General features: G+C 67.2%; 24 protein-coding genes. 12 read left to right on the forward strand and 12 right to left on the reverse strand.

What is annotated here, in order from left to right; translation table 11 throughout:
- Nucleotides 1-15: 15 nt before the first annotated feature.
- The 5 genes from NS6_RS19500 to NS6_RS19520 are packed head-to-tail and all read left to right on the forward strand — an operon-like array spanning nucleotide 16 to nucleotide 4,991.
- The gene (locus NS6_RS19500; RefSeq protein ID WP_068043952.1) at nucleotides 16-1,311 is read left to right on the forward strand and encodes a nucleobase:cation symporter-2 family protein; all 1,296 of its coding nucleotides are present in this window, start codon (nucleotides 16-18) and stop codon (nucleotides 1,309-1,311) included.
- Nucleotides 1,308-2,366: a cyanuric acid amidohydrolase gene (gene atzD, locus NS6_RS19505; protein WP_068043748.1), complete on the forward strand. Its 1,059-nt coding sequence runs from the start codon at nucleotides 1,308-1,310 to the stop codon at nucleotides 2,364-2,366. Before NS6_RS19500 ends, atzD begins: the two co-directional genes overlap by 4 nt.
- Nucleotides 2,363-3,676 carry a cytosine permease gene (locus NS6_RS19510; RefSeq protein WP_084471211.1) on the forward strand — a complete coding sequence of 438 codons (1,314 nt, stop codon included), beginning with the start codon at nucleotides 2,363-2,365 and terminating at the stop codon, nucleotides 3,674-3,676. The genes atzD and NS6_RS19510 overlap by 4 nt, the downstream gene beginning before the upstream one ends.
- Nucleotides 3,673-4,374, forward strand: a complete 702-nt coding sequence (gene biuH / locus NS6_RS19515) for a biuret amidohydrolase (protein ID WP_068043750.1) — start codon at nucleotides 3,673-3,675, stop codon at nucleotides 4,372-4,374. The genes NS6_RS19510 and biuH overlap by 4 nt, the downstream gene beginning before the upstream one ends.
- Nucleotides 4,371-4,991 (forward strand): alpha/beta fold hydrolase, encoded by a 621-nt coding sequence (locus NS6_RS19520; protein WP_068043752.1) that lies wholly within the window; start codon nucleotides 4,371-4,373, stop codon nucleotides 4,989-4,991. The genes biuH and NS6_RS19520 overlap by 4 nt, the downstream gene beginning before the upstream one ends.
- A gap of 358 nt (nucleotides 4,992-5,349) precedes the next feature.
- Here NS6_RS19520 and NS6_RS19530 read toward each other — a convergent pair whose 3' ends face one another.
- The 5 genes from NS6_RS19530 to NS6_RS19550 form a co-directional block, all read right to left on the reverse strand.
- Entirely contained in the window at nucleotides 5,350-6,486 is a 1,137-nt protein-coding gene (locus NS6_RS19530) for a hypothetical protein (RefSeq protein WP_068043756.1), read from the reverse strand.
- Between the two features lie 99 nt (nucleotides 6,487-6,585).
- On the reverse strand, nucleotides 6,586-7,440 hold the full coding sequence (locus NS6_RS19535; protein ID WP_084471212.1) for an ABC transporter permease: 855 nt from the start codon (nucleotides 7,438-7,440) through the stop codon (nucleotides 6,586-6,588).
- Nucleotides 7,437-8,243: an ABC transporter ATP-binding protein gene (locus tag NS6_RS19540; RefSeq protein WP_068043758.1), complete on the reverse strand. Its 807-nt coding sequence runs from the start codon at nucleotides 8,241-8,243 to the stop codon at nucleotides 7,437-7,439. The genes NS6_RS19535 and NS6_RS19540 overlap by 4 nt, the downstream gene beginning before the upstream one ends.
- A 68-nt stretch (nucleotides 8,244-8,311) precedes the next feature.
- Nucleotides 8,312-9,532 (reverse strand): amidohydrolase, encoded by a 1,221-nt coding sequence (locus NS6_RS19545; protein WP_210747038.1) that lies wholly within the window; start codon nucleotides 9,530-9,532, stop codon nucleotides 8,312-8,314.
- Between the two features lie 22 nt (nucleotides 9,533-9,554).
- Complete coding sequence (locus NS6_RS19550; protein ID WP_068043960.1) at nucleotides 9,555-10,298, reverse strand: sulfite exporter TauE/SafE family protein; 744 nt, start codon at nucleotides 10,296-10,298, stop codon at nucleotides 9,555-9,557.
- 299 nt (nucleotides 10,299-10,597) lie between these two features.
- On the opposite strand from NS6_RS19550, the gene NS6_RS19555 reads away from it, so the two are divergent.
- The 4 genes from NS6_RS19555 to NS6_RS19570 all read left to right on the forward strand — a co-directional run bounded on the left by NS6_RS19555 (nucleotide 10,598) and on the right by NS6_RS19570 (nucleotide 13,938).
- Nucleotides 10,598-11,245 (forward strand): GntR family transcriptional regulator, encoded by a 648-nt coding sequence (locus NS6_RS19555; protein WP_068043962.1) that lies wholly within the window; start codon nucleotides 10,598-10,600, stop codon nucleotides 11,243-11,245.
- Between the two features lie 85 nt (nucleotides 11,246-11,330).
- On the forward strand, nucleotides 11,331-12,689 hold the full coding sequence (locus tag NS6_RS19560; protein WP_245669418.1) for an amidohydrolase family protein: 1,359 nt from the start codon (nucleotides 11,331-11,333) through the stop codon (nucleotides 12,687-12,689).
- 102 nt (nucleotides 12,690-12,791) lie between these two features.
- Complete coding sequence (locus NS6_RS19565) at nucleotides 12,792-13,178, forward strand: hypothetical protein (protein ID WP_068043760.1); 387 nt, start codon at nucleotides 12,792-12,794, stop codon at nucleotides 13,176-13,178.
- Between the two features lie 232 nt (nucleotides 13,179-13,410).
- Nucleotides 13,411-13,938, forward strand: a complete 528-nt coding sequence (locus tag NS6_RS19570; RefSeq protein WP_068043762.1) for a CAP family protein — start codon at nucleotides 13,411-13,413, stop codon at nucleotides 13,936-13,938.
- 63 nt (nucleotides 13,939-14,001) lie between these two features.
- On the opposite strand, the gene NS6_RS19575 is transcribed toward NS6_RS19570, so the two are convergent.
- From NS6_RS19575 to NS6_RS19595, 5 genes are all read right to left on the reverse strand, one after another.
- Complete coding sequence (locus tag NS6_RS19575; RefSeq protein ID WP_068043965.1) at nucleotides 14,002-14,808, reverse strand: ABC transporter ATP-binding protein; 807 nt, start codon at nucleotides 14,806-14,808, stop codon at nucleotides 14,002-14,004.
- Nucleotides 14,809-14,875: 67 nt separating this feature from the next.
- Complete coding sequence (locus NS6_RS19580) at nucleotides 14,876-15,781, reverse strand: ABC transporter permease (protein ID WP_084471214.1); 906 nt, start codon at nucleotides 15,779-15,781, stop codon at nucleotides 14,876-14,878.
- Entirely contained in the window at nucleotides 15,778-16,752 is a 975-nt protein-coding gene (locus tag NS6_RS19585) for an ABC transporter substrate-binding protein (RefSeq protein ID WP_068043764.1), read from the reverse strand. Before NS6_RS19585 ends, NS6_RS19580 begins: the two co-directional genes overlap by 4 nt.
- Nucleotides 16,749-18,011 (reverse strand): amidase family protein, encoded by a 1,263-nt coding sequence (locus NS6_RS19590; RefSeq protein WP_084471215.1) that lies wholly within the window; start codon nucleotides 18,009-18,011, stop codon nucleotides 16,749-16,751. The genes NS6_RS19585 and NS6_RS19590 overlap by 4 nt, the downstream gene beginning before the upstream one ends.
- Entirely contained in the window at nucleotides 18,008-19,159 is a 1,152-nt protein-coding gene (locus NS6_RS19595; RefSeq protein WP_245669419.1) for an acetamidase/formamidase family protein, read from the reverse strand. Before NS6_RS19595 ends, NS6_RS19590 begins: the two co-directional genes overlap by 4 nt.
- Before the next feature lie 296 nt (nucleotides 19,160-19,455).
- On the opposite strand from NS6_RS19595, the gene NS6_RS19600 reads away from it, so the two are divergent.
- A complete protein-coding gene (locus tag NS6_RS19600) occupies nucleotides 19,456-20,151 on the forward strand; it encodes a FadR/GntR family transcriptional regulator (protein WP_084471216.1) in 696 nt (231 codons plus the stop codon).
- Between the two features lie 45 nt (nucleotides 20,152-20,196).
- On the opposite strand, the gene NS6_RS19605 is transcribed toward NS6_RS19600, so the two are convergent.
- Nucleotides 20,197-20,484, reverse strand: coding sequence for a hypothetical protein (locus NS6_RS19605; protein ID WP_068043769.1), 288 nt, complete (start codon nucleotides 20,482-20,484; stop codon nucleotides 20,197-20,199).
- Between the two features lie 58 nt (nucleotides 20,485-20,542).
- The gene (locus NS6_RS19610) at nucleotides 20,543-21,451 is read right to left on the reverse strand and encodes a hypothetical protein (protein ID WP_068043771.1); all 909 of its coding nucleotides are present in this window, start codon (nucleotides 21,449-21,451) and stop codon (nucleotides 20,543-20,545) included.
- 374 nt (nucleotides 21,452-21,825) lie between these two features.
- Here NS6_RS19610 and NS6_RS19615 point away from each other — a divergent pair, with 374 nt between their 5' ends.
- Both NS6_RS19615 and NS6_RS19625 read left to right on the forward strand, forming a co-directional pair.
- The gene (locus NS6_RS19615) at nucleotides 21,826-22,683 is read left to right on the forward strand and encodes an alpha/beta fold hydrolase (protein ID WP_068043773.1); all 858 of its coding nucleotides are present in this window, start codon (nucleotides 21,826-21,828) and stop codon (nucleotides 22,681-22,683) included.
- Between the two features lie 415 nt (nucleotides 22,684-23,098).
- Nucleotides 23,099-24,631, forward strand: a complete 1,533-nt coding sequence (locus NS6_RS19625) for an acyl-CoA synthetase (protein WP_068043777.1) — start codon at nucleotides 23,099-23,101, stop codon at nucleotides 24,629-24,631.
- Nucleotides 24,632-24,795: the final 164 nt, after the last annotated feature.

A 24,795-nucleotide genomic window follows, 5' to 3' on the forward strand; every position in this document is an offset into this window, starting at 1 on the left:
ACCCAGTCGCCGCCGCTGAATAACCCTCCCCCGCTTCCTGTCTGGCGCACCGCGCTTTTCGGTGTTCAGCATGTGCTCGTCATGTACACCGGCTGCGTCGCGGTGCCGCTCGTATTCGGTGCCGCGCTGGGCCTGGACAGCTCCACCATCGCGACCCTGGTGAATGCCGACCTACTGGTCGCCGGTGTCATCACGCTCGTGCAGGCCCTCGGTATCGGGAAACTGCTGGGGGCGCGGATGCCGGTGGTGGCGGGTGCCTCGTTCACCGCGGTGACGCCGATGATCCTGATCGGTGAGGAATACGGGCTGTCCGCCGTGTACGGCGCGATGATCGCGGCCGGGATCTTCGGCATGCTGGTGGCGGTGCCGTTCTCCAAACTGGTGCGGTTCTTCCCGCCGATGGTGCGCGGGGCGGCGGTCACCATGATCGGGCTGTCGCTGATCGGCAAGGCCGTATCCATGACCTTCGGGGACGAACCGGCGGGTGGTGCGCCGCTGGCGCTGGCGGCGGGCGTGGTGCTCACCATCATCGCGCTGATGAAATACGGGCGCGGGCTCATCGCGCAGTCGGCGGTGCTGATCGCGCTGGTGCTGGGCACACTGGCCGCCGCTGCGCTCTCGCTCACCGATTTCGGTGCCGTGGGCAGTGCCGCCTGGTTCGGACTGCCGAACCCGTTCCTGTTCGGCACCCCCACCTTCCCCATCGCCGGAATCATCTCGATGTGCCTGGTGATGCTGGTGATCTTCACCGAATCCACCGCCTACCTGATGGCCACCGCCGACAACTTGGGCCGGCCGCTGGACCGGAAGCAGCTGGCCCGCGGGTTGAGCGCCGATGGCGCCTCGGCGGTGCTGGCCGGATTCCTGACCTCGTTCCCCGACACGATCTTCGCTCAGAACGTCAGCTTGGTGCGGATGACCGGGGTCGCCAGCCGGGGTGCGGTCGCGGTGGCCGGAGGTCTGCTGGTGGCGCTGGGCCTGGTGCCGAAGATGGGCGAGGTGGTGGCCAACCTGCCGGGGCCGGTGATCGGGTCGGTGAGCCTGGTCATGTTCGCCACGGTCGCGGGCGTCGGGATCGCCACGCTCGCCCGGGTGGACTACTCCCGTAACGACAACCTGCTCGTGGTCTCGCTGGCGATGGGGATCGGGATGATCCCGGTGGTCGCGCCGGAGGTGTACGAGGGGCTGCCGTCGGCGGTGCGGATCATCGCCGGGGGCGCGATCACCAGCACGGTCATCGTGGCGTTCGTCCTGAATCTGCTGTTCAACCACCTGCTCACCACCCGGACCCCGAAAGAGAGCGCCGCATGACCGGTATCGCCCTGCTCACCGTGCCCACCGCCGACCCCGGCGATACCCACGCTTTCCAAGTCCTGACCGAATCGGGTTACCGTGCAGACGATCTCGTCTCGGTGATCGGTAAGACCGAGGGCAACGGCTGTGTCAACGATTTCAGCCGCGGCCTGGCCGCCGCGATCTGGGAACCGCGGATCCCGGAGGCCGCGGTCACCGTGTTCTCCGGCGGCACCGAGGGTGTGCTGAGCCCCCATGTGAATCTTTTCGTCCGCGACGAGAAGCGCTATCCCGGTTTCGATCGCGGGCTGGTCGCGGCGGCCCGGCGCAGCCGGTCGCTGGACCCGGCGGAGATCGGCCGGGCCGCCCAGATCGACACCGTGACCGAGACGGTCGCGAAACTGCTGGCCGAACTCGGTGTCACCCCCGGCGATGTGCATCTGGTGCTGGTGAAATGCCCACTACTCACCTCGGACACCATTACCGCGCTCCATACGGCCGGGCAGGTGCCCGTCGCGACCGACACCTACGCGTCGATGGGTTTCTCCCGAGCGGCGAGCTCGCTGGGTATCGCTGTCGCACTGGGTGAATGCGATCGGGAGACCGCGCTGAGCGCCCTCGCCGGCGAAGCAGATGTGTGGTCGGCGCGGGCTTCGGCCAGCGCCGGCGCCGAACTCGACGATTGCCACATCCTGGTGGTCGCCGAAAGCCCCACCGCGGCAAACCCGCTGCGCGCGGTGCACGGTCATATGACCGACGCCATCGATCTCGCCTCGGTGCAGCAGTTGCTGAGCCGGATCGCGGCCGAGGGCGGCACGGTGCGGCAGATCTTCGCCAAGGCCGAAGCCGATCCCACCGGCTCCGTGCGCGGGCTGCGCCACACCATGCTCACCGACTCCGATATCAACGCCACCCGCCACGCCCGCGGCGCGGTCGGCGGGCTGCTGGCCGGGCTCAAAGGCGACGGCGCGGTGTATGTCTCCGGCGGCGCCGAACACCAGGGCCCGCCGGGCGGCGGCAGCATCACCGTGATCTACGAACTCCCCACCCCCGACAGGAACGAGGCGCCATGAGCACCACCACGATCGCCGACTCCGAGAACGGCTGGGAAATAGAGGAGTACGAAGACCGCCCCGTCCCTGTCGACCGCCGGCGTGGGCTCGGCTCGGTATCCGCGGTCTGGTTCGGGTTCCCGATGGTACTGACCTGCGCCATCTTCGGCGGGCTTATCGTGTACTCGCTCGGCTTCTGGCTCGGCTTGCTCGCCATCGCCGCCGGAAATGTCTGCATGATGCTGTATGTCGGTGCGCTCAGCGTGATCGCGGGACGCAGCGGTAAGAACTTCGCGCTCACCGCCTCCGAGAGCTTCGGCAAGGCAGGCGCTTTCCTGCCGTCGGCCTTCCTGGCGACCATCGTGATCGGCTGGTTCGCCTTCCAGACGGGGATGGCGGGGGCGATCCTGCACGACGCTCTCGGCTGGCACGAACAGTTCACCGCGCTCGCCGCCGGCCTCGCGTTCATCGGCGTCACACTGCTGGGAATCCGGGCGCTGTCGGCAATCGGCCTGGTCGCGGCGCCGGTCTACGTAATTCTGGGGCTTGTCGCCATCGGGCTGGCCGTCGGCGACGGCGGCGGTTCGCCCGCCTCCTATCAGGGCGGCGCGGGCGCGGCGGCCATGAGCTTCGGGGCCGCGGTAACGCTGGTGATCGCCTCGTTCATCGACTCCGGCACCATGACCGCCGATTTCACCCGCTGGTCCCGCAACGGCCGCGAAGCGTTCCTCGCCGCGGCCTCGGCGTTCCCGGTCGGCAATTCGATCGCGCTGGTAATCGGCGGTGTGGTGGTGGCTCTCGGCGGCAGCGCCGATCCGGCCGCAGACGGCGGTAACTTCCTCGGCCTGCTGGTCGACCACGGTGGCGTGCTGGTTCCGCTGGCGGTGGCGTTCGTGTTCATCAACCTGGGCTCGGTATGTGCGCACTGCCTCTACAACGGCGCCGTCGGCTGGAGCCAGCTCTCCGGCGGCAAGATGCGACGCCTCACCGTGATCCTCGGCGCTGCCGGTGTGCTGCTCGCGGTAGCCGGTATCTGGTCGTATTTCGAGCAGTGGCTCAACCTGCTGGGAGTGATCGTGTCGCCGATCGGCGCGGTCGTCATCCTCGACCAACTGGTCCTGCCCCGTTTCGGTCTCGGCGCCGGCAACCGGGTAACCCGCTGGCACTGGCCGGCCTTCACCGCCTGGGCAGGTGGCGCCGTCGCTGCCCTGCTCACCCACGAATTCGCGCCCTGGCTCTCCGACGCAGTCATCGGCTTCGTGGCCGCCGCCCTCATCCTCACCCTCTGCGCGACCCGCACCGCGCGAAGCACCAAGGAGATCACCGCATGACCCTCACCACCGTGGACGCCACCCCCTACACCTGGCCGTTCGACGGCCCGATCGACCCGGCGCGCACCGCGCTGCTGCTGATCGACTGGCAGACCGATTTCTGCGGCCCCGGCGGCTATGTCGATCAGATGGGTTATGACCTGGCGCTCACCCGAGCGGGCCTGGAACCCACCGCACACGTTCTCGCAGCCGCCCGCGAACTCGGCCTCACCGTCATCCACACCCGCGAAGGTCACCGGCCCGACCTGTCGGACCTGCCCGCGAACAAACGCTGGCGGTCCGCGCAGGTCGGCGCCGAGATCGGCAGCGCCGGGCCGTGTGGGCGCATCCTGGTACGCGGTGAGCCGGGCTGGGAGATCGTGCCCGAGGTCGCCCCGATTCCCGGTGAACCCATCGTCGACAAACCCGGCAAGGGCGCCTTCTACGCCACCGATCTCGACCTGCTGCTGCGCAGTGCGGGTATCACCCATATCGTCCTCACCGGGATCACCACCGATGTCTGCGTGCACACCACGATGCGCGAAGCCAACGATCGCGGTTACGAATGCCTGGTGCTCTCCGACTGCACCGGCGCGACCGAGCGTAAACATCACGAAGCCGCCCTGAGCATGGTCACCATGCAGGGCGGGATCTTCGGCGCGGTCGCGACCTCCGGCCAACTGCTGGCCGCGCTCGGGAAACAGACCGTCACCGCATGAGGGTCGTGTTGATCCACGGAGTGGCCACGGACAGCCGGGTGTGGGCAGCGACGATCGCCGCACTCGGCCCGTCCGTAGCTGTCTGCTGCCCCGACCGGCCGCAATCCGGGGATATGGACACCGAAATCGCCGCCCTCGCGCCGCTGTGTGAGGGGGCGTTCGTGGTGGGAGTCAGCGGAGGCGCCACCTTGGGGTTGGAACTGGCCGCTCGCGGAGTCGAGTTCGCCGGTGCGCTACTGCACGAACCGGCAGCCGGATCACTGGCACCGCGATTATTGGACGAGGTCGCGGCGGCGTTCCGGAGTGACGGTGTGGCAGGTTTCGGGCGTGCACTCTACGGTCCGTCCTGGATACCGGAACTCACCAGTGCCTCCACCGAGACGGTCGCCGGTGAACTGGCGATGTTCCGGTCCTTCGAACCCCGGCCGGTCGGGCCACTGGCGCCGCGCATTACGTTGACCGTGGGCGAACGGTCGGCACCCGCACGGCACCGGTCGGTGCAGGATCTCGCCGCCGCCCTCGGAACCGAATGGCGGGTATTACCAGGTGTGGGCCATGCGGTACATCTACAAGCCCCACACCAGCTGGCCGCAGAGCTCGCAACCACCACCCGGTGAACCCGGGCCTCGCTACTGCCGAGCTCACACCAGTTCGTCAGGCAGTTCAGTGCGCGCCGGGGATCGGTGACTTCCTGATTCCGGCGAGCCCGTGGCGAGCCACTCGTACAGTCCGCCCAGGTGCACCGGCCACCACCGATCCGGATCAGATGATGTTGTCGTGGTCCTTCCAGTACGACTCGCGCAGGCGCCGCTTGTAGAGTTTGCCGCTCGGATCACGGAGGGGGCCGGCGCGGCGATTCGGCAAGGTTCGCAAATCGGCCGGTCGGCGCGGAAACTGCGGCCGGGTACCAGCGACACTCGGTCGCGCTGCCGGATCTCGCCGCCGGTGGCGCACATAACAGTGCGCGCCTGCGCGTCAGGGTTTCGGGGCCGCGGGCAGGCCGATCGACGGGTCGATGAATTCGTTGGTCACCAGGTCGGATGCCGATATGTCTTCGGCGATACGGTCACCGCGGCTGCGCAGGATCGGGGTCACCGCCTCGATCACCCGATCCACCCGCGCGGTATCGAAGTTGCCGAGGGTGCCGTCGGGGCCGTTGCCGACGATCTGCTCGGCCACCTGCACCTTCACCGAATCGGCGTTGCCGGCGGCTGTCATCGGCGGGCCGTCGGGGATGGTTTCGGCGATACGCAGCAGGGCGGCGTTCACCGGTCCCGGATCGGCGATGTAGTCGACCTGCGCCTGTTGCAGCATCGGGACCAGTTTCGTCATACAGGGCCGCAGCGATTCGAGTTCGCCGGAACGTACCGACCAGGCGTGCGGGTAGATCTCGTACCCGGATTCGTGGATCAGCAGGTAGTCGGTGGGTTTACGCCAGCCCTCCACATCGTGCGCCCAGCGGTAGGGCTCGTTCGATACGTACCCCTGCTGCATCACCCGGCCGCGTTCGGCGACGAAACGGCTCGGGGTGCCGTCGAACGAGGCGTCGGCCTGGTCCTTGCTCACGTAGCCGTTGGCGACGAGGTAGTCCATGAAGATCTTTCCCTCGCTGTACACCACGGGCGCGTTCGTGCCGGGTACGTCTTTCCACGAATCGACCCGATAGGTCGCGGGGTCCCACATGACGATCTGCGGGTTCACATCCAGCGAGGCGAAAACGCCGGTGACCGGGAATTCCTCCTGGGCCCGGACGGCGTCGTCGGTGGGGACGAATCCGAGAGTGATCGAGGTGTCCTGGTACATCTGGGCGGGCACCGGCTGACCGCCGAGGAACGGGCCACCGAGCCGGACCTCCACGTTGACACCGGTATCGCCGAGCGGACCGGTGTAGGAGCCCTTGTTGACGTCGACGGTGCCGTCGGGCCCGACGAGCTGGAAGGCGGCGGCCCGTTCCGGGGTCGCGTACCAGTCGGTCTGGATGACCACGGTGGACGGGCAGATACCGGCCAGCGGGCCCTCACCGGTGGGTTCGGGTACCGAGGTCGCGCCGCCGCATGCGGTGAGCAGTGCGGCGCCCGCGACGGCGGTCAGGGCGCAGAGGTGTTTCTTCATGGAGCTTCCCGGGGTGCGGTGGAGGGGATGGAACAGCGGCGGGGACGCCGATGAGTTGGAGACGAGGCGGGCCTTCGAACCGCGGGCCCGCCCGGTGAATCAGTTGCCGCGGCGGCGACCGTGGGCGCGTTCGACGCGGACGGCCAGGAAATCGAAGAACCAGAACAGGATCAGCCCGGCCAGCGAGGAAAGCAGCAGCGCGGTGAGTAGTTCCTCGGTGGCCAGCCGCTGCCGATAGACGTCGATCATCCGGCCGATCCCGGGTTCGCCCTGACGGAAGAAGAAATCCGCCACGATGGACCCGATGATCGCCATCCCGCCGGAGATCTTGAAACCGGAGATCATGGCCGGAAGCGCTGTCGGCAGTTGGAGTTTCAGCAGCCGCTGGAGCCGGGTGGCGCCGTGCAGGGTGAACAGGTCGTGTTCGGCGGGTGCGACGGATTTGAGCCCGAACAGGGTGTTGGTCACCACCGGGAACAGCGCGACCATCACGCACACGATCACCCGGCTGCCGAATTCGTAGCCGAACCAGAATCCGAACAGCGGGACCACGGCGAGGATCGGGATGGTCTGCAGGATCACCGCGTACGGGTAGAGCGAGTACTCGGCCCACCGCGCCTGGCTCATCACCACGGCGAATCCCACGCCCACCACCATGGCGATGACCAGCCCGCTCATCGCGACCAGCACGGTGGATCCCAGTGCGGACAGGATCTCGGCCCGCACCGCGGAATCCAGCAGGCCCTCGGTGATCACCTCGTCGGGACCGGGCAGCAGGAACCGCGACTCCGCGGCGATCAGGTAGTGACTCGCGAAATACCAGGCACCCATGACGACGACGAACACCACGATCGGCGCGGTGATCCGGACCGGCGGCATCGCGAGGCGACGCGAGGATTTCGGCTCTTTCGGTTCGGCGCGTACGGCGGTGGCTTCCACCGCCACCGCGGTCATGCCGCCACCGCCTGTTCGGCCGTGTGCAGCGCGGCCGAGACCGACGCCGCGATCTCGGCGAACTCCGGCGTATAGCGCAGGCCCGGTTCACGCGGGAAGTCCAGCGATACCGGGATATCGGCGGCGACCCGGCCCGGCCGGCCGGTGAGCACGACGACCCGGGTCGACATGAATACCGCTTCGGGCACCGAATGGGTGACGAATACACCGGCGAACGCGTCGCGGCGGAACAGACTGCCCACTTCCTCGTTGAGGCGCTGCCGGGTGATCTCGTCGAGTGCGCCGAACGGTTCGTCGAACAGGAACACTTCCGGACGCAGGGTGAGCGCGCGGGCGATGGAGGCCCGCATGCGCATACCGCCGGACAGTTGCGCGGGTTTGTGTTTCTCGAATCCGGCCAGGCCCACTCGCTCGATCGCTTCCCTGGCCGCGACGCGGCGTTCGCCACGTGCCACCCCGGCCAATTCCGCGGGCAGTTCGACGTTCTGCAATACCGTGCGCCAGGACAGCAGGGTGGCTTCCTGGAAGACGTAACCGAGATGCCCGGTGCCGACCTCGACGCTGCCGCCACTGGCCTGTTCGAAACCGGCTGCCAGGCGTAGCAGCGTGGATTTGCCGCAGCCCGACGGCCCGACCAGCGAGACGAATTCACCCGGGCGAACGGTGATATCGATATCGCGCAGGGCGGCCGTCCCGTTTTCGAAGACCATCGACACATTCCGGAATGCGAGCGCCGGATCGGGTCCGGTCGTATACGTTGCCTCCTCCGGAGAGGTCGGCGCCGGGATTGCCTCTGTACTCATGGAACAGTTTTATCGGGCGCTGATTGCGGATCGCGGTCCACCGGATTACGCGCCTGTTTCGTATACGATCACTCGACCAATCGGCCGTCGCGGGCCACCACCCGGCCGCCCTTGACGACCAACCCGCGCACCGGTACCCCAACCACCGCGGCCGCCGGCGCGGGCGCCTGCACGGTGAGCAGATCCGCGCGGGCGCCCGGCCGCAGGCCGTAATCTGTCAGGCCCAGAACCTTTGCGCCACCGTGTGTTCCGGCGGCGAGCGCGAGTTCGATCTCCTCGTCGGCCAGCAGCCGGTCACGGAAGGCGACGGTGCTGATCCGGCGCAGCATATCGCCGTCGCCGTACGGGGTCCACAGATCGCGGATACCGTCGTTGCCCAGCGCGAGGGTCGCGCCGGCCGCGTGCATCACGCGCAAGGGGACTACCGGGGCATCGCCGACCGCGCAGGTCACCATGGCGACACCCGCCTCCGCCGAGCTTTCGGCGATCCGCTGCTGCTCGGCGGGCGGCAGGGCACCCATGGCGTAGGCGTGGCTGATGGTCACGCGGCCGGCCAGCCCGGCGGCCCTGGTGCGTTCGATGATCAGATCGAACTCCCAGGCGCCCAGGTTGCCGGGATCGTGCAGGTGGATATCGATCTTGGCGCCGAACCGTTCGGCCAGGCCGAAGATCACATCGAGCTGACCGGCCGGGTCGCCGTCGAAACCGGCGGGGTCGATACCGCCCACCACCTCGACACCGTCCGCGAGGGCCGCGGCCAGCAGATCGGTCACCCCGGGGCGGCTGACCAGACCACCCTGAGGAAACGCCACCAGTTCGACATCGACCCTGTCGCGGTGGCGGTCGGCGGCGGCCCGGACCGCCTCGACTCCCGCCAGGCCCACCGAAGGGTCGATATCGATATGGCTGCGCACATACGCGGTGCCACCGGTGACCATTGTTTCGAGCAGACCGGCCGAGTAGTCCGCATCGGGGATCCCGAGTTCCGCGCGCCGGCCCTCGCCGTTGGCGATCCGGCCCGCCAGCGAACGCCCCCCGGTGTTGGGCACCCAGGGACCGCCCCACAGGGTTTTGTCCAGGTGACAGTGGGTGTCGACGAACCCGGGCAGGACCAGCGCCCCCTCGAGGTCCACGGCACGGGCGCCCGGCGCGGTCAGGCCGGCGCCGATCTGCTCGATCCGGCCGTCCCGGATCAGGATGTCGGCCGTGCCTACGGGCTGTCCGGGCGACCACGGGCGGCCGTTGCGAAGCAGAAGATCGGAGACATTGCGAAGCAAAGAATCGGACACTGGGTTCCTTCTTTCGGGCGATTCAGGTGAACAACATGGCGATGCCCGCGCCGGCACCGAAGACGATCACCACGGCGCGGAACATGCCGGGGCGTAACTTGTCGGCGATCTTCGCGCCGACCGTCCCACCGGCCAGGCAGGCGGGGGCCAGGACGGCCACCGACCACCATTCGACCGGGCCGAAAAGCGCCACGGCCACCGTCGCGGTGGTCGAAACAGCCAAGGTCAGAGCGCTTTTCAAACCGTTGAGCCGGTTGATCGAGGCGTCGATCCCGAGTGCGAGCGCGGTGAGCAGCACGATCCCCATTCCGCCGTTGAAGTAGGCGCCGTAGATGCCACCCAGAAAGACGCCGGCGAACAGGGTGAGCCGGGATTGCCCGCCCTTGCCCGCGAGCCTGCGCGAGATCATGGGCTGGGCCGCGAACAGGGCGGTCGCCGCCAGCACCAGATAGGGCACCAGCGCCCCGAACACCTCGGGTGGCGCGGCCAGCAGCGCGATCACGCCGCCCACGGCTCCCGCCGTACCGGTGATGATCAGCTTCGGAAGCAGGCTGCGGTGATCGGCCAGCCGGGAACGCAGGGCGGCCGCACCACCCAGATATCCCGGCCATACCGCGACGGCGTTGGTCACCGTCGCGGTGACGGGTGGCAGGCCGGTGGCCAGCAATGCGGGAAACGACAGCAGGCTGCCGCCACCGGCGATGGCGTTACAGATACCGGCGCCGAAACCGGCCACCAGCAGCAGAACCGCGTGCACGGGGTCCATCGAGCGTCCCTCCGATCCGAAATGAGCCTGGATCGTATACGAAATATCCACGATTGGCCCACCGAGATCCGGAGGGCAGAATGCAGGCATCGAACCAGCACATCGGGAAAACCCCTGGTCTCAACGTATAAATCGCCTCAGAACACGCCGTTCCGGGTTCCCGGGAATGTGAGCTGGACGGCCCCCGCCGAACGTCCGAGCCCACACCTGGTATCCAGTTGGAGATACCGGGCGCCGGATCGTATCCGAACCACGCCCCCGACCGAGCCGAGGACAATGTGGCCAGCCATCACCCGCGAATGACCAAACAGCAGGTGTGCCGCGCGATTCGCGACGACATCATCAACGGCGTGTTCGCACCCGGCCAGCGGCTCACCGAGGACACCCTGGCCGAGAGCTACGGCGTCTCCCGGGTTCCCGTCCGGGAAGCGCTGCGCACCCTGGAAGCCGAGGGTTTCGCCTATTCCCGGCCCTACGCCGGAACCTTCGTGGCCGAATTGACCGAGGACGAAGCCGCGGACCTGCTCGAAATCCGCGCCGTACTCGAACCGCTGTGCGCGAGCCGGGCAGCGCGGCGCCGCACCCCCGAGCAACTCGGCCGCCTCAAGGAACTCACCGCACTGGGCCATGACGCCGTGCGCACCGGCCGACTCGACGAGCTGACCAGGCTCAACAGCCGATTCCACGAGGTCCTGGCCGAGGCATCGGGCAGCACACTACTGACTCAGCTGATCACCCAGCTCGGCTGGAAGATCGCCTGGGTGTATGCGGTGGAGCTACCGCGCCGGGCCAACGATTCCTGGGACGAGCACGAGCAGATCTGCGCCGCACTGGAGGCGGGCGACGCGGACCGGGCCCGGAACCTGGTCACCGAACACATCGGTCACGCGACCACCGCCTACCGTCTGCGGCGCACCGACACTGCGGCCACCGGTCCGGGTTCGTAACCTCCGCGAAGCATTCCGCCGGGCCACCGGAAACATCTGGGTCGTATACAAAACGGTGACGTATTCCGCCGCCCGGGAGGTATCGATGCCGGACCTGCTGCCCCACCACGCACCGAAACCACATCCGATGCCCCGGCCATCGGCGGCGACGCCATACAGCACCCCTGGCCGCGAAACAGCCGATCTGGTGTTGCGCAATGCCCGTATCGACGACGAAGCCGCGCTCGTGGATATCGCGATCGCATCGGGTGCGATCGCCGAGACAGGCACTGGACTACCGGTGAGCGCCGAGACGGAAATCGACTGTGCGGGGCGTGTCGTAATCCCCGGGCTCGTGGAATCGCATGTTCATCTGGACAAAGCACTCCTGGACCACGAACGCACCGGTGACGGCACCCTGGCCGACGCCATCGCCGTCACCGCCGAGCTGAAACGCGATTTCACCGCCGCCTCGATCCGCGACCGCGCCCGGCGGGTGCTCGAACAGGCGATCACCCACGGCACCACCACGCTGCGCGCCCACCCAGATGTCGATCCCATCGTCGGCCTGCTCGGGGTGCACACTCTGCTGGAGCTGCGCGACGAATTCCACGGGCGCATCGACCTCCAGATCGTCGCGTTTCCACAAGAAGGTATCTTCCGCGCACCCGGCACCCTCGCCCTGCTGCGGGAGGGCCTGCGCGACGGTGCCGATGTGATCGGCGGCTGCACCTACAACGAGGATTCCGTGAGGGAGTGCCGCCGCCATATCGATCAGGTCTTCGACCTGGCCGCCGAATTCGGCGTCCCGGTGGACCTGCACGCCGATTTCGCCGACGACACCAGCGACCCACGCTTCGCCCTGGCCGACTACATCGCCGAAGTCACCGAACGCACGGGAATGGCGGGCCGGGTGGCCATCGGCCACGCGACATCCCTGGCCGCCCGCCCACCGGCAGATCGTGACCGCGTATTACGCCGGCTCGCCGAAGCAGGTGTCGCCGTGGTTCCACTCCCGGCCACGGATATGTTCCTGGGCGGCCGCGCCGACACCGCGAATATCCGACGCGGTATCGCCCCGGTCCGTGAACTCTGGGCAGCAGGGGTACGAACGGCGTTCTCCTCCAACAATATTCGCAACGCCTTTACACCCTATGGCAATGCGGATCTACTCGATATCGGCCTGTTCCTGGCCCAAACCTCGCATCTGGCCGGCGCCGAGGATCTCACCCGAATACTCGCAATGGCAACCTCCGAAGCCGCCGCCGTGATCGGTATCGCCGACCGTTACGGTCTGCGCGCGGGCGCGGCCGCCGACCTGGTGGTGCTGTCCACACACCGGGTTGCCGACGCACTGCTGGACCGCCCCGACCGCTGCTACGTGATCAAAGGGGGCCGGATCGTCGCGCGGACGACCCGGATCCGGGAGCTGAGCCCTGCGGCCGGCTCCCCGGGCCGGATCTGACGCACGAGAAATCCGGTGGGTCCGCGTCACGTCCGCCTGCCCTACGCCGTCCTATCTGTTGAGCGGCCGACACGGTGCCGATCGAGAGCAGAGGAATCGACCATGAACACAGCGGAAGCGGCGCAGGCGGCGGCAATCTTCTGGGGAATATTTCTGGTGGGCAGTTACTTTCCCGCACTCATCAGCAAACGTTTCCTCTCGGTACTGATGCTGGAGAAGCAGACCGATGGATTCGTCATCATGGCTGCCTCTCTCCAGATCGTCATCGGGGCGGCGTCACTCGCAGTGAACAATCGGTGGGAACTCGGCCTCGCGGGCATCATCACAGTGCTCGGGTGGATGGCGGTCGTCAAGGGGGTCGGACGGTACATGGCGCTCGGCCTGGCCGAGAAAGCTGCGAAGAACATGCCCGCCGCGGTCGCTTACCCCTACCTACTGATCCACCTCGCTGTCGGGTGCTTCCTCCTCTACCGCGGATTCGTCAACTGACGACTCGGTGCAGTATCCGAATCCGCGCCGACAGCATGTACCAGGAGCCCGCCCTCGACCTGGTTGCGCCATCTGGAACGTCCTGCCACCGAGCGCACACATCCGGGATTCGAGAAACAGCTCAGCGAGAACCGCTATGCTCGCCTGACTTCGAAACTTCCACAGCCCGTGGTGTTCTGAGTTCGCTACGGTTCGTCTCCCCTGTGTCCCGCTGTTCCCCTAGGAGATCTTCATGCGTTTCGGACGGTTGGTATCGGCCATTGCCGCGGTGATGCTCGCGGCGCTCGTCACCGGCGGCGGACCGGCCGCCGGACAGAGCGATTTCACGCAGACCGGGCTCACCGCACACAACAAGCACCGGGCCCAGCACGGTTCCCCGGCCATGACCCCGGCCCAGGACCTGAACGACCTGGCCCAGAAATGCGCGGAGTACTACGCCGACAAGGGCACGATCGATCACACCTGCCCACACAAGAACGGCGCCGGCGAGAACCTCACCATGGGAACGGGCGCACCCAGCGCGGTGACCCATGTCGAGACAGCCGTGCAGATGTGGTACGACGAGGTCGCGGACTACAACTACGACAACCCCGGATTCAGTCTCACGACCGGGCATTTCACGCAGGTGGTGTGGAAGGCCAGCACCCGGCTCGGTATCGGCTACGTCGCGAAGGACAACAGGTTCGTCGTCGTCGCCCTTTACGACCCGCCCGGCAACATGAAGGGGCAGTTCCCGCAGAACGTAGCGCCCCCGAACTGAGCCGGTCCGGTGCCCGACGACGCGCCCGGCACAGCGACCCGCCGTCGCCGAGGCCGGTCGAATTCAGGCGGCTGCCCGGTTGCCCTGGTGGATCAGTGCGTCGATTCGGCGTTTGTAATCGTTGAATTCCGGAGCGGTCGTATCGCGGTCGCGAGGCAGGTCGATATCGACCACCTCGCGGATATGACCGGCTGTGCCGTGGGCCGTACCGCCGGCCATGACCACCACCCGGTCCGACAGGTACACCGCCTCGTCCACACTGTGCGTGACGAATACGACCGTGACACCGGAATCCCGGTGGATCCGGGTGAGTTCGGCCTGCATATCGGTGCGGGTGAGCGCGTCCAGGGCGCCGAACGGTTCGTCCATCAGCAGCACGGCCGGACGGTTGGCCAGCACCCGGGCGATGGCTACCCGCTGTTGCATACCGCCGGAGAGTTGGTGCGGGAAAGAGTCGCGCACCCGGGTGAGGCCGACGGTTTCCAGGCAGCGGCCGGTGGTCTCACGGATATCGTCGCGGTTCATCCGGGCCTGTTTCGGGCCGTAGGCGACATTCTCGGCGACGGTGAGCCACGGGAAGAGTCCGTAGTCCTGGAAAACGACACCGCGGTCCGGCCCGGGGCCGGTGATCGGCTCGTCACCGACAGTCACCGAACCTTGTGTGGCCGTGTCGAATCCGGCGAGAATCCGTAGCAGCGTGGACTTTCCGCATCCGCTGGCGCCCACGATGCAGATAAATTCACCGGCGGCGAAATCGAGCGTGACGCCGTCCACCGCATAACCGGCGGCACCCGGGAACCTCTTACCGAGCCCGTCGAGCACAATCCGTGCCGGACGATGCGGGCGGCGGCGTGTGGAATAGATCTTCATGGTGATCACCCGATCTGTACGGAAATGGACACCCCGGAGGGCTGGACCGGACCGCTGGATTTCCTTGTCACGGGAGCAGCGGGCGGCGGCCGGCGACGAGGCGGACGGCCAGCATCAGGATCCGGTCGGCCAGGAATCCCGCCAGGCCGATCACGATCATGACCGCGACGATGAGGTCGGTGCGTGACTGTTCGCGGGCCTGGGTGATCAACGCGCCGAGACCCACCCGGATACCGACGGTTTCGCCGACCACCAGGATCACCCAGGAGAGGCCGAGCGCGATGCGGAGCCCGGAGACGATACTGGGCATCGCGGCCGGAAGCACCACCTTGTACAGGGTTTGCGCGGGCGGGGTGCCCAGCATCGCCGCGGCTTCGAACAAGCGTTGCGGTACCGCCCGCACACCGGCCGTGGTGTTGATCAGGATCGAGAACACCGCGGCCAGGAAAACCAGGAAGATGGTCGCGCGGTCACCGAAACCGATGATCAGCAGGGACAGCGGTGCCCACGCCGTCACCGGGATCGGGCGCACCAGGCCGAGGGTCGGTTCGAGCATCCGGTTGACGGTCCGCGACCGGCCCATCAGGATCCCGAGAGGTACCGCCACGGCCGCCGCGATGGCGAAACCCTGGACGACCCGCAGCGTGCTGGCATACAGATGCCACCACAGTGTGCCGCTGTAACTGTCGTCGACGATGCCGCCGACCGCGAGATCGGCGAGCCGGCGCGCCACCTCGTACGGGGTGGGCAGGAATTGCATCTGGATACCGAACGGCAGCGTCCAAGCACCGGCGACACCGCGATCCCACAGGAGCAGCACCAGCAGCGGTACCGGCAGCGCCCACAGCAGTGACACCGCTCGCGCGCGGTAACGGGCGCGCCGCGCCGCGGTATCCACCGGTTCGCCGGCGCCCGGCCCGGATTCCCGCTGCGGTCGATCGGTCGTCGCGGTACCCGCTTGCACGGTGGTCATCGCTGGGTTTCCGCGGTGTCGAGGAAATCGGTCCGGAAGACCTTCGTCATATCCGGAGCGCTCGGCAACTGGTCGAATTCGACCATCTGCCGGGCCAGTTCGGTGACCCGCTGCCGGTATTCGTCGTCGAGCTGCCAGCGCAGATCGACGTTCTCGATGGCGATATCGGTAACCGCGCGGTCCAGCCCGAAGGTTTCGACCAGCCCGGCCGCCCACGCATCGCGGTCACCCTTCATGAACTCGATGGCGCGGATGAAGGACGCCACCGTTTCCTGCGCCCGATCGGGCTGTTCTTCGAGGAACCGGCCGTTTCCGCCGAGGACGATATTGGTGGCGCCGATCGGCGTCTCGTAGGGCGAGAGGATCTGGTGCGCACCCGCCTGCCGGGCGATCGACACCCCCATCTCGGCGCTGAGGAAAGCATCCACCCGGCCCGCGGTGTAGGCACCGGCCATATCCGAGTACGCCAGGTTCACCAATTGCACATCGGTTTCCGGGTCGAGACCGTGCGCGGCCAAGGTGAGCTTCAACGCGATCTCCTGCGAGGACCCGGCCGGGAAGCCGATCCGCCGACCCCGCAGATCCTGCGCGGTACGCAGCTCCGGCCGGCCCACGAAGCCGGATCCGCCGTCGGACGCCGAGGCGATGATCCGCACATCCTGCTCCGCGGCGACACCGGCGAGCATGGCCGGCGCGCCCAGAACGCCGATATCGACGGCACCGGAGGCCAGCGCGTTCTTGATATCCGGGGAGTTCTCGAACAGGACGATTTCGTAATTCGTGCCCGCCGGAGCGAACTGCTGCATGAAGTACGGGGCGTACAGGTGAGGCTGGCCGCGCAGGGTCCCGATCCGGACGGCTTCCGGATCACCGCCGACGCTGTCGGGGGTGGAAATACAGCCGGTCAGCCCGGCGACGGCCAGTACCAGCGCGCCGATTATCGAGAAAACCCGGCGAAGTGGATGTTTCATACTGCTTCCTCACTGTGCGGCGACCCCTCGGCCGGAACAGCGGCGATGCTGTGTGCGAGATGGATCAGGGAACGGTCGGTGCCCGGTGCGCCCACCAGGCACAATCCGCTGGGTCCGCCCTCATCGCGGCCCAGCGGCAGGGTCACCGCGGGCAGGCCCGCGATCGACGCGAGACAGGTCAGGCGCAGGGTGCGCCGCCGAGTCGTCTCGTGTATCCCGGGTCCCGCCCTGCGCGGCGGCGGTGGGGTCGCGGCGGCCGGGAGCACCAGGGCCCGGTCGCCGAGTGTGGTCCGGATATGGTCTGCGGCAGCGTTCAACTGAGTGCGGGCGGCCGCCGCCTGTCCAGCGGTCACGGTGGCAGCGAAAGCGAAGCGCTCTGCCACATCCGGTTCCAGAGCATCGGGATGGGTGGATATCCACTTCCCGTGATTCGCCCATGCCTCGTGGGCTTGGACTACGCGGAATGCGGCGAGCCATTCGTCATGCGGGCACAGATCGATCGGCCGGGCACCCAGTTCCTCGGCCACCGCTCGGACCGCCGCCGCGATCGCGGGGTCGGCCCGGTCGCACAACCGGTGGTCGATTGCGAAACCGGCCGGTGTCGCGGTATCCGGGTCCAGCAGGCAGTCCGCGACAGCGGCCAGCGTTGCGCCGGCCGCGGTGACCCACCCGACGGTGTCGAACGACTGCGCCAGCGGCAGCAGTCCGACTGTGCCGATTCGCCGATGGGTCGTGCGGATTCCCCACAACCCCTGATAGGCGGCCGGTACCCGGATGGATCCGGCGGTATCGGTACCCAGCCCGATATCCACTTCGCCGCGTGCCACCGCGACAGCCGGCCCGCTGGTGGAGCCGCCCGGAATACGTTCGGGTGCAGCCGGATTGACGGGCATTCCGTATCGGCCGTTGCTGCCGGTGAGGCTATAAGCGAATTCGTCGGTGTGCGCGATTCCGGTGATCCGGGCCCCGGCCGCCAGTAATCGCGCGACCGCAGCGGCATGTTCGGTGGCCGGCCGCTGATCCCGTGCATAAGCCGGGATTCCGGCGCCGACGGGGAATCCCGCCACCGCGTACAGGTCCTTCACCGCCACGGTGCGGCCGGTCAGCGGCCCCGGGGAGGTCGCGTCGACGAGCGGTGACCCACGATGCCGCCAGACCGTGCTATCGGTTCCCCGAGCGTCGCCGTTCCACGGGCGGGCAGCTGCGGAATCGGCATGACCCGCAATTGCCCGAGCCGAGAGTTCGCCGCGCGCTGTCATCGGATCCGCTCCAGGATGCGGCGGGCGAACACGGTATCCGTGCCCGCGCCGAAATCGGAGCGCCGGATCATCGCGTGCACTCCACGTACCTGGTCGACGGCCTGCGAGATCGTGAAATCTGCGGCGGCGCTGAGGTACAGATAAGCCTGCCTGGGATCGGCTTCGAAGAGGCCCGCCACCAGGTCGACGGCGTGGGTGACGCACAGTTCGAGCGCGGTGTTCAGGTCGGGATGCATACCGGTGGGAATGAGCAATCCGTGCGCGGCGGCGAACGGCCCGATCCGGCCACCGAACCCACCGGCGATCTCCGCCGCCGGTATCAGGTCCACGGTGAGCGTCGCGCGCAGCGGCGCCTCCAGCGCGGTCAGCGCCACCTCACCGTCACCCTGCGCGAAATGCGGATCGCCGATATAGAGAAGGGCTTCGGGAACTTGGACCGGCAGGAACAGGGTCGCGCCGGCGGTGAGGAGTTTGACGTCGATATTGCCGCCGTGTGGGCCGGGTGGGACGGAACCGACGCGGGTGCCGGTATCGGTGGCCACGCCGATGATCCCCAGGAACGGGGCCAGCGGGAACACTGCGCTCCCGGACCGGCCCGCGGTATCGAGCGGTAGTTCCCCGAACCAGCGGCCTTCCCGGTCGTGGACCCGGCAGAACTGCCCGTAGTCACCGTCGAATCCCGGCCGGCCGGCCAGGACGCCGCGACCGTGCCGGGTCGACACCACGCCGTAGGGCGCGCGCATGGTCAGGTCATCGATGCGTACAGCCAGCAGGTCCCCAGGGCGCGCACCGGATACGGCGATCGGGCCGGTGACGATATGCGGCCCGGCCCCGGACTCACGCCGGCCTTGCGCTGTCACCTCGACGGCATCGGCGAGTACCTCCGCACGGTGTACGCCGTGGCGCCCGAAGTACCGCACCGGGTCCGAACCCTGGTCTTCGAGGATGCCCTCGTGACTGACCGTGTCGACGACCACCGCGGTCCCCGGGTCCACCGTGGCGACCGCGGTATCCGTACGACACGGCAGCCGGCCCCAGAGCACCTTGCCGGGGTCTGCCGGTATGTACACCGCGGCGGGGTCGATTCCCGAATCCGGCTGCAACACCGGGAATGCGGCAGCGAAATCCTGCCCGATCAGTGCCGTCACCGCGACCTCCTCATTGGTCGGACCACCTGATGCACCGACCATAAGAGCCCGTGGCGCCCTCGGCGAGCGGGGCGACGGAACGTAACGGCCGATTTACCGCCGGGCAACACGGCACCGAAAAGCACTGGATATCGGTAACTTTCCCGAATCAATCGGATACGTCACCGGCACGCGGCGATACCCCCGGAGCTGATACGTTGTAGCCCTTCCGAAGCAGTCGCCGGGTATTGGTCCGACCTCTTGTCGCTCCTCCGGCCGCCCTATTCGCTTCCGGGACGCGAAACCAGGAGGGACCCATGACTTCCGCTTCGATACCACCGATGCGCCGTCCCGCGCGCAGCGTCGGCGCCGAGGTCGCGGCACATCTGGAACGCCTGATCATCAGCGGTGAACTACGCGCCGGTGATCGACTCCCACCGGAACGGGAACTTGCCGCGAACCTGAACGTTTCCCGCTCGTCGCTACGCGAGGCGATGTTCGAACTGGAATCGAAGAAGCTCGTACAACGCCGGCAGGGCAGCGGCAGCACGGTGGCCGAGATACCCCGCACGGCTGCGGAACTGTACGGCAACCTGGCCGGAATCGACGTCGAGCTCGGTTACGCAACCGAACTCCGTCATCTCGTGGAGCCACGGATCGCGGAATTGGCCGCATTGCGGGCGGCCGAATCGAATCTGCTGTCCCTCGGTGAAGTGCTCGCACGGTCACACGGCACCCTCTCACCCGAAGAGTCGATGCGACTCGATATCGAATTCCACACTCTGCTCGCCCATGCTGCCCAGAACCCGCTGTTGGTCACGCTGTGCACCATGACCACGGAATGGACCCACCGGACCCGGATCCTGTCCCATCGCACCGCGCTCGGTCGCCGGATTTCCGCCCAGGGGCACGAAACGATCTACCGTGCGGCCTCCGAACACGACGGCCCCGCTGCCGCTGCGGCGATGCAACAGCATTTGCGGGAGGTTCGTGAGGTCAGCGCCGGCCTGTGACCGGACGATTCCCGACCCGGCGGTTTTCGCCTCGACTCCGACTGATCACTGATTCCCCGACGGCGGGCTTTCGTCCACGACCCGGCAGTAGCTCGACCGGAAGGGTTGCAGTAGGGCGCGCATGAATGCGGCACCGTCCTCCGGCGGAATCCGGCGCGGCGAGTCCGGCAATTCGACACCATGTGTGTACCAGCGCTGAGCCGTGCCGCACCGGTCCGGGTCGATCACGACCAGCTCTGCACGCCCAGCCACCAGGTGGAATTCCGCGACACGGTGCGGGTCCCAGGTGCCCATGTCGTATACGGCTATCAGAGTCGGCACGGATGCAGCCATACTGACCGACGCTCCCTTCCGATGATATGAAGTATCCGAAAACCCACCAGGGTCGCTGTCACTTCGGATCCTTATAGATTATCCCCGGCCACTTCTCTCCGGTGATACCGTCGGCCTTCTGCACCTCCAGCAATCTGGACTGAGCCCCCTCGATCGCGCGATCGCCGATAACGGGCAGATCCGGGCCGAAGTTCTGCATTATCCCGGGCACCTGGTCTTCGTTGACCGCGTGGATACGCTCGAGGATTTCGTCATCGAATTTCTTGCCGTTGAATTTCTCGACGAACGGCGATCGAATCCCGAAATTCGGATCGGGCTTTTCGTGCATGCAGAGATCACGATCGCATCCGACCAGGTCACCCTTGTTGTATCGCTTGCTCGAAAGCGCGGTCCGGTAGTTGTTCCGATTACCATCGGAATAGCACAGAAAATAGTCGAGAAATGCCATTTCCTGTTGCTGTAGGAGATCATAAGGGAGATCGTCCAGGAAATCGGTGGAGGGCACGAAGTCCTGTACGACGCCCCGGCCCATAGGGCCGCCGCTGATAACGGTCGGCGGAATTCTCGGCATCCGGAACAGCGAGCTGGAACGATACGCCACCTCTGCCCGAATCGCGAGGTGACCGGGTTCTTTCGGAATCCCCTGGCGCATATGGAATTCCCGGTCGATCGGCCGGTAGACGTTCCGCATCCCGTCCGTGGACCGCAGAAACTGCACCCCGTCGCCGTCATCGACGAAATCCTCCGGGAGAACGAGAGTCCGCGCCCGCATTTCGGGAACGGCGACACCGGGCGACCACCAGGAATTCGAAACCGTCCGGGCGACGAGTGCAGCTGCATCGGAATCCGCACCGGAAGCCTTGTTCGCCGCGGTTTCGGGAACTCCCGCGGCCCGGCGTATCGCGCCACTGTCGGTGTCCGCCGCTTGCGCCAGTATTTGCTCGATCCGCTTCCGGGCAGCGCGCATGAGCTCATCACTATCCCATCTCGCCACCGATGCAGTCCCCGTCCTCCCGAGTCACCGGCCCACCGGACATACCTCTGGAGGGAGGCGCACACACCGGACACAATCACACGGTCGCCGCCGCGTCGCGCTCGCATTTCCCCAGGACTGCCGGTACCCGGCCGATGGAGCAGATACTACGGAACCGGCAATTCAGGCGCCTACAGAAACGCAGACACCATCCGGACAGGCCGGCCTGTCCAGATTGCGGCACCATTCCGGTCAGGTACTTCCGATCGAGCAACCGGTGTACGCGGAGCGCTACCGGCCCCGGAACCAAGAGGTTTCCTACATTCCGTAGCGTTCTCCGGAAAAGCCTGCCGAGGAGGAGGTCGAGCATGACGGAGATCGAGGGCGGGCGAACGGTACGCGTCGGCGACCGGGATATTCACTACACCGAATTCGGTTCCGGGCCCACCGTGCTGATGTTGCACGGCGGCGGTCCCGGCGCCTCGGGCCTGGCAGCGTACGCACCCAATGTGGAGGCGCTGGCCCGCCGGTTCCGGGTGATCGTCCCGGATATGCCCGGATACGGGCGGTCGAGTAAACGGCTCGACCGGTCCGATCCCTTCGGCGACCTGGCAGCGGCCATGACAGGGCTGCTGGATGCACTCGAGGTGCGCAGTGCGCATGTGGTCGGCAATTCCTATGGTGGGGCGGCGGCGCTGCGGATGGCCATGGACTCGCCGGACAAGATGGGCCGGCTCGTACTGCTGGCTCCCGGTGGTATCGGCACCACCCGGGCCCTGCCGACCGCGGGTTTGCGGGCACTGCTGGCCTATTACGGCGGCGACGGTCCCAGCCGGGACAAGCTCGCCACCTTCATGCGCGAATACCTCGTGCACGACCCGGACACCATCACCGACGAGATGATCGACAACCGCTATCGCGCGAGCCTGGATCCCGAGGTCATCGCGAATCCGCCGCTGCGCCGCCCTTCGGGACGGTCCGCCCCGCGCACCCTGTTGCGGATGGACCTCACCCGCGATCCCCGATTACGGCGGATACCGCATCCGACCCTGGTGATCTGGGGTGCCCAGGACCGGGTGAACCGGCCCTCCGGGGCACATATGCTCGCCCGCCGCATACCGCACTGCGATGTGTACCTACCGGCAGCCACCGGGCACTGGGTCCAAGGCGAGAGACCCGAATTCTTCAACAGTCTGACCACCACCTTTCTCACCGGAATGCCGTAACCGGCACCGGTCCCTCCGGTCACGACCGGCCGGCGTGGCGGGCATCGCCGGCGTCCGAGCTCGGCCGATCCACCGCCCGGCACCTGTCGACCCGTGGCGGGGCCGGACCATCGACGGCCTCGACGACACCGCCGACCGGCCCACCGAATTCCGGGTGGGCACCACCCCGGGAACCCGGACGACCGGCGCGATCGCGACCGGGCCGAACATGTTTCCGACAGCGTGCCGGTGCCGGTACACGAAAGCGCGACCGTACCGACGAGTTTCGACGTACTGACCGAATTGCGGTTCACTTTCGGCTAATGTCGCGCTGGCCGGGCGAATGTCCGGTGGGGCCCGTGCCGCGGCGCGGTACCGGTCCCCATATCGGCCCGGCGGTCGGTACACCGGCCGCTTCGTTCCGAAGAGGAGCAGCATGTATCCCGGCGCGCATGTCGATCGTTTCCCTGATAAACCGGCCGTAATCCTCGCCGAGACCGGTGAGACGCTGACCTATCGGGAGCTCGAGGACAATTCCGTCCGCCTCGCCCGGCACCTCCACGAGGCGGGGCTTCGCAAGGGCGACCACGTCGCGCTGCTGTCCGGGAACGACCCCAAGGTGTACGAGGTCTACTGGGCGGCATTGCGATCCGGGCTTTACATCACCGCCGTGAACCGGCATCTCTCGCCGAGCGAGATCAGCTATATCGTCAACGACTGCGGGGCGCGGGCACTCATCGCGTCGGCCGGTGTGCGCGAGGCCGCCGAGAAGATCATCGAGGAGACGCCGGGGGTGGAGATCCGGCTGGCCTTCGGCGGCGAAGTCACGGGGTACGGATCCTATGAGGAAGCGCTGGCCGCCGCCTCCCCCGAACCTTTGGCAGATCAGCCCCGGGGCGCCGATATGCTCTACTCGTCCGGGACCACCGGGCGACCGAAGGGCATCAAACATCCGCTGCCGGACCGGCAGGTCGGCGATCCCCCCGGCGATACCTATACCGCCGTTTTCGGCCCGCTCTACGGATTCGATACCGAAACGGTCTACCTGTCCCCTGCGCCGCTGTACCACGCGGCGCCACTGCGGTTCGGCGGCGTGGTGCATGCCCTCGGCGGGACGCTGGTGGTGCTGGAACGTTTCGACGCCGAAGCGGCCCTGGCTGCCATCGAGCGCTACCGGGTCACCCACAGCCAGTGGGTCCCGACCATGTTCGTGCGGATGCTGAAACTCGACGAGACCGTCCGCCTCCGCTACGACGTCTCGAGCCTGCGGGCGGCCGTACATGCTGCCGCGCCGTGCCCGGTCGAGGTGAAACAGAAGATGATCGACTGGTGGGGGCCGGTGCTGCACGAGTACTACGCGTCCACCGAGGGCAACGGCGCCACCTTCATCGACAGCGAACAGTGGTTGCGGAAACCGGGGTCGGTGGGCCCCGCCGGTCTGGGTGCGGTGCGGATCTGTGGCGACGACGGCGCGGAACTGCCGGCGGGTGAGATCGGCACGATCTATTTCGAACGCGAGGACGTTCCGTTCAGCTACCACAACGATGCGGCGAAAACGGAGCAGGCGATCCACCCGCAGCATCCGACCTGGACCACCACGGGCGATATCGGCTACATCGACGCGGACGGCTTCCTGTTCCTCACCGACCGCAAGGCGTTCATGATCATCTCCGGTGGCGTGAACATCTACCCGCAGGAGATCGAGGACGCCCTCGCGCTCCATCCGAAGGTTTTCGATGTCGCCGTGATCGGTATCCCGGACGAGGAGATGGGCGAATCGGTGAAGGCCGTGGTCCAGCCCGCACCCGGCGCCGGCGCCGGCCCCGCGCTCGCCGAGGAACTCCGCGACTACCTGCGTGCCCGTATCGCGCACTACAAGGTTCCGCGCACGGTCGATTTCGCCGACGAACTCCCCCGCACCCCCACGGGCAAGCTGGTGAAGGGCAAACTCCGCGCCCAGTACCTGTGAACACCGGACCGGCCTCGGGACCCCGGATGCCGAGTGGATCTCGGCACCGGTAGCCGACCGGCCTGTACGGCGGGCCGCCCGGTGGCGGATAATCGGCGGCGAGCCCAATGCCCGACTCCGGAGACCACAGATGCCCATCCCGGCCGGCCGGCGAGCCGTCACCC

It is taken from the genome of Nocardia speluncae NBRC 108251, from assembly GCF_001613245.1.
Classification (GTDB): domain Bacteria; phylum Actinomycetota; class Actinomycetes; order Mycobacteriales; family Mycobacteriaceae; genus Nocardia; species Nocardia speluncae.

Bases quoted from the DNA above. Each gene is read 5' to 3' on its own strand.
- atzD (WP_068043748.1), top strand. From the start codon at position 1,308: ATGACCGGTATCGCCCTGCTCACCGTGCCCACCGCCGACCCCGGCGAT.
- NS6_RS19510 (WP_084471211.1), top strand. From the start codon at position 2,363: ATGAGCACCACCACGATCGCCGACTCCGAGAACGGCTGGGAAATAGAG.
- biuH (WP_068043750.1), top strand. From the start codon at position 3,673: ATGACCCTCACCACCGTGGACGCCACCCCCTACACCTGGCCGTTCGAC.
- NS6_RS19520 (WP_068043752.1), top strand. From the start codon at position 4,371: ATGAGGGTCGTGTTGATCCACGGAGTGGCCACGGACAGCCGGGTGTGG.
- NS6_RS19530 (WP_068043756.1), bottom strand. From the start codon at position 6,486: ATGAAGAAACACCTCTGCGCCCTGACCGCCGTCGCGGGCGCCGCACTG.
- NS6_RS19535 (WP_084471212.1), bottom strand. From the start codon at position 7,440: ATGACCGCGGTGGCGGTGGAAGCCACCGCCGTACGCGCCGAACCGAAA.
- NS6_RS19540 (WP_068043758.1), bottom strand. From the start codon at position 8,243: ATGAGTACAGAGGCAATCCCGGCGCCGACCTCTCCGGAGGAGGCAACG.
- NS6_RS19550 (WP_068043960.1), bottom strand. From the start codon at position 10,298: ATGGACCCCGTGCACGCGGTTCTGCTGCTGGTGGCCGGTTTCGGCGCC.
- NS6_RS19555 (WP_068043962.1), top strand. From the start codon at position 10,598: ATGACCAAACAGCAGGTGTGCCGCGCGATTCGCGACGACATCATCAAC.
- NS6_RS19560 (WP_245669418.1), top strand. From the start codon at position 11,331: ATGCCGGACCTGCTGCCCCACCACGCACCGAAACCACATCCGATGCCC.
- NS6_RS19565 (WP_068043760.1), top strand. From the start codon at position 12,792: ATGAACACAGCGGAAGCGGCGCAGGCGGCGGCAATCTTCTGGGGAATA.
- NS6_RS19570 (WP_068043762.1), top strand. From the start codon at position 13,411: ATGCGTTTCGGACGGTTGGTATCGGCCATTGCCGCGGTGATGCTCGCG.
- NS6_RS19575 (WP_068043965.1), bottom strand. From the start codon at position 14,808: ATGAAGATCTATTCCACACGCCGCCGCCCGCATCGTCCGGCACGGATT.
- NS6_RS19580 (WP_084471214.1), bottom strand. From the start codon at position 15,781: ATGACCACCGTGCAAGCGGGTACCGCGACGACCGATCGACCGCAGCGG.
- NS6_RS19585 (WP_068043764.1), bottom strand. From the start codon at position 16,752: ATGAAACATCCACTTCGCCGGGTTTTCTCGATAATCGGCGCGCTGGTA.
- NS6_RS19590 (WP_084471215.1), bottom strand. From the start codon at position 18,011: ATGACAGCGCGCGGCGAACTCTCGGCTCGGGCAATTGCGGGTCATGCC.
- NS6_RS19600 (WP_084471216.1), top strand. From the start codon at position 19,456: ATGACTTCCGCTTCGATACCACCGATGCGCCGTCCCGCGCGCAGCGTC.
- NS6_RS19605 (WP_068043769.1), bottom strand. From the start codon at position 20,484: ATGGCTGCATCCGTGCCGACTCTGATAGCCGTATACGACATGGGCACC.
- NS6_RS19610 (WP_068043771.1), bottom strand. From the start codon at position 21,451: ATGCGCGCTGCCCGGAAGCGGATCGAGCAAATACTGGCGCAAGCGGCG.
- NS6_RS19615 (WP_068043773.1), top strand. From the start codon at position 21,826: ATGACGGAGATCGAGGGCGGGCGAACGGTACGCGTCGGCGACCGGGAT.
- NS6_RS19625 (WP_068043777.1), top strand. From the start codon at position 23,099: ATGTATCCCGGCGCGCATGTCGATCGTTTCCCTGATAAACCGGCCGTA.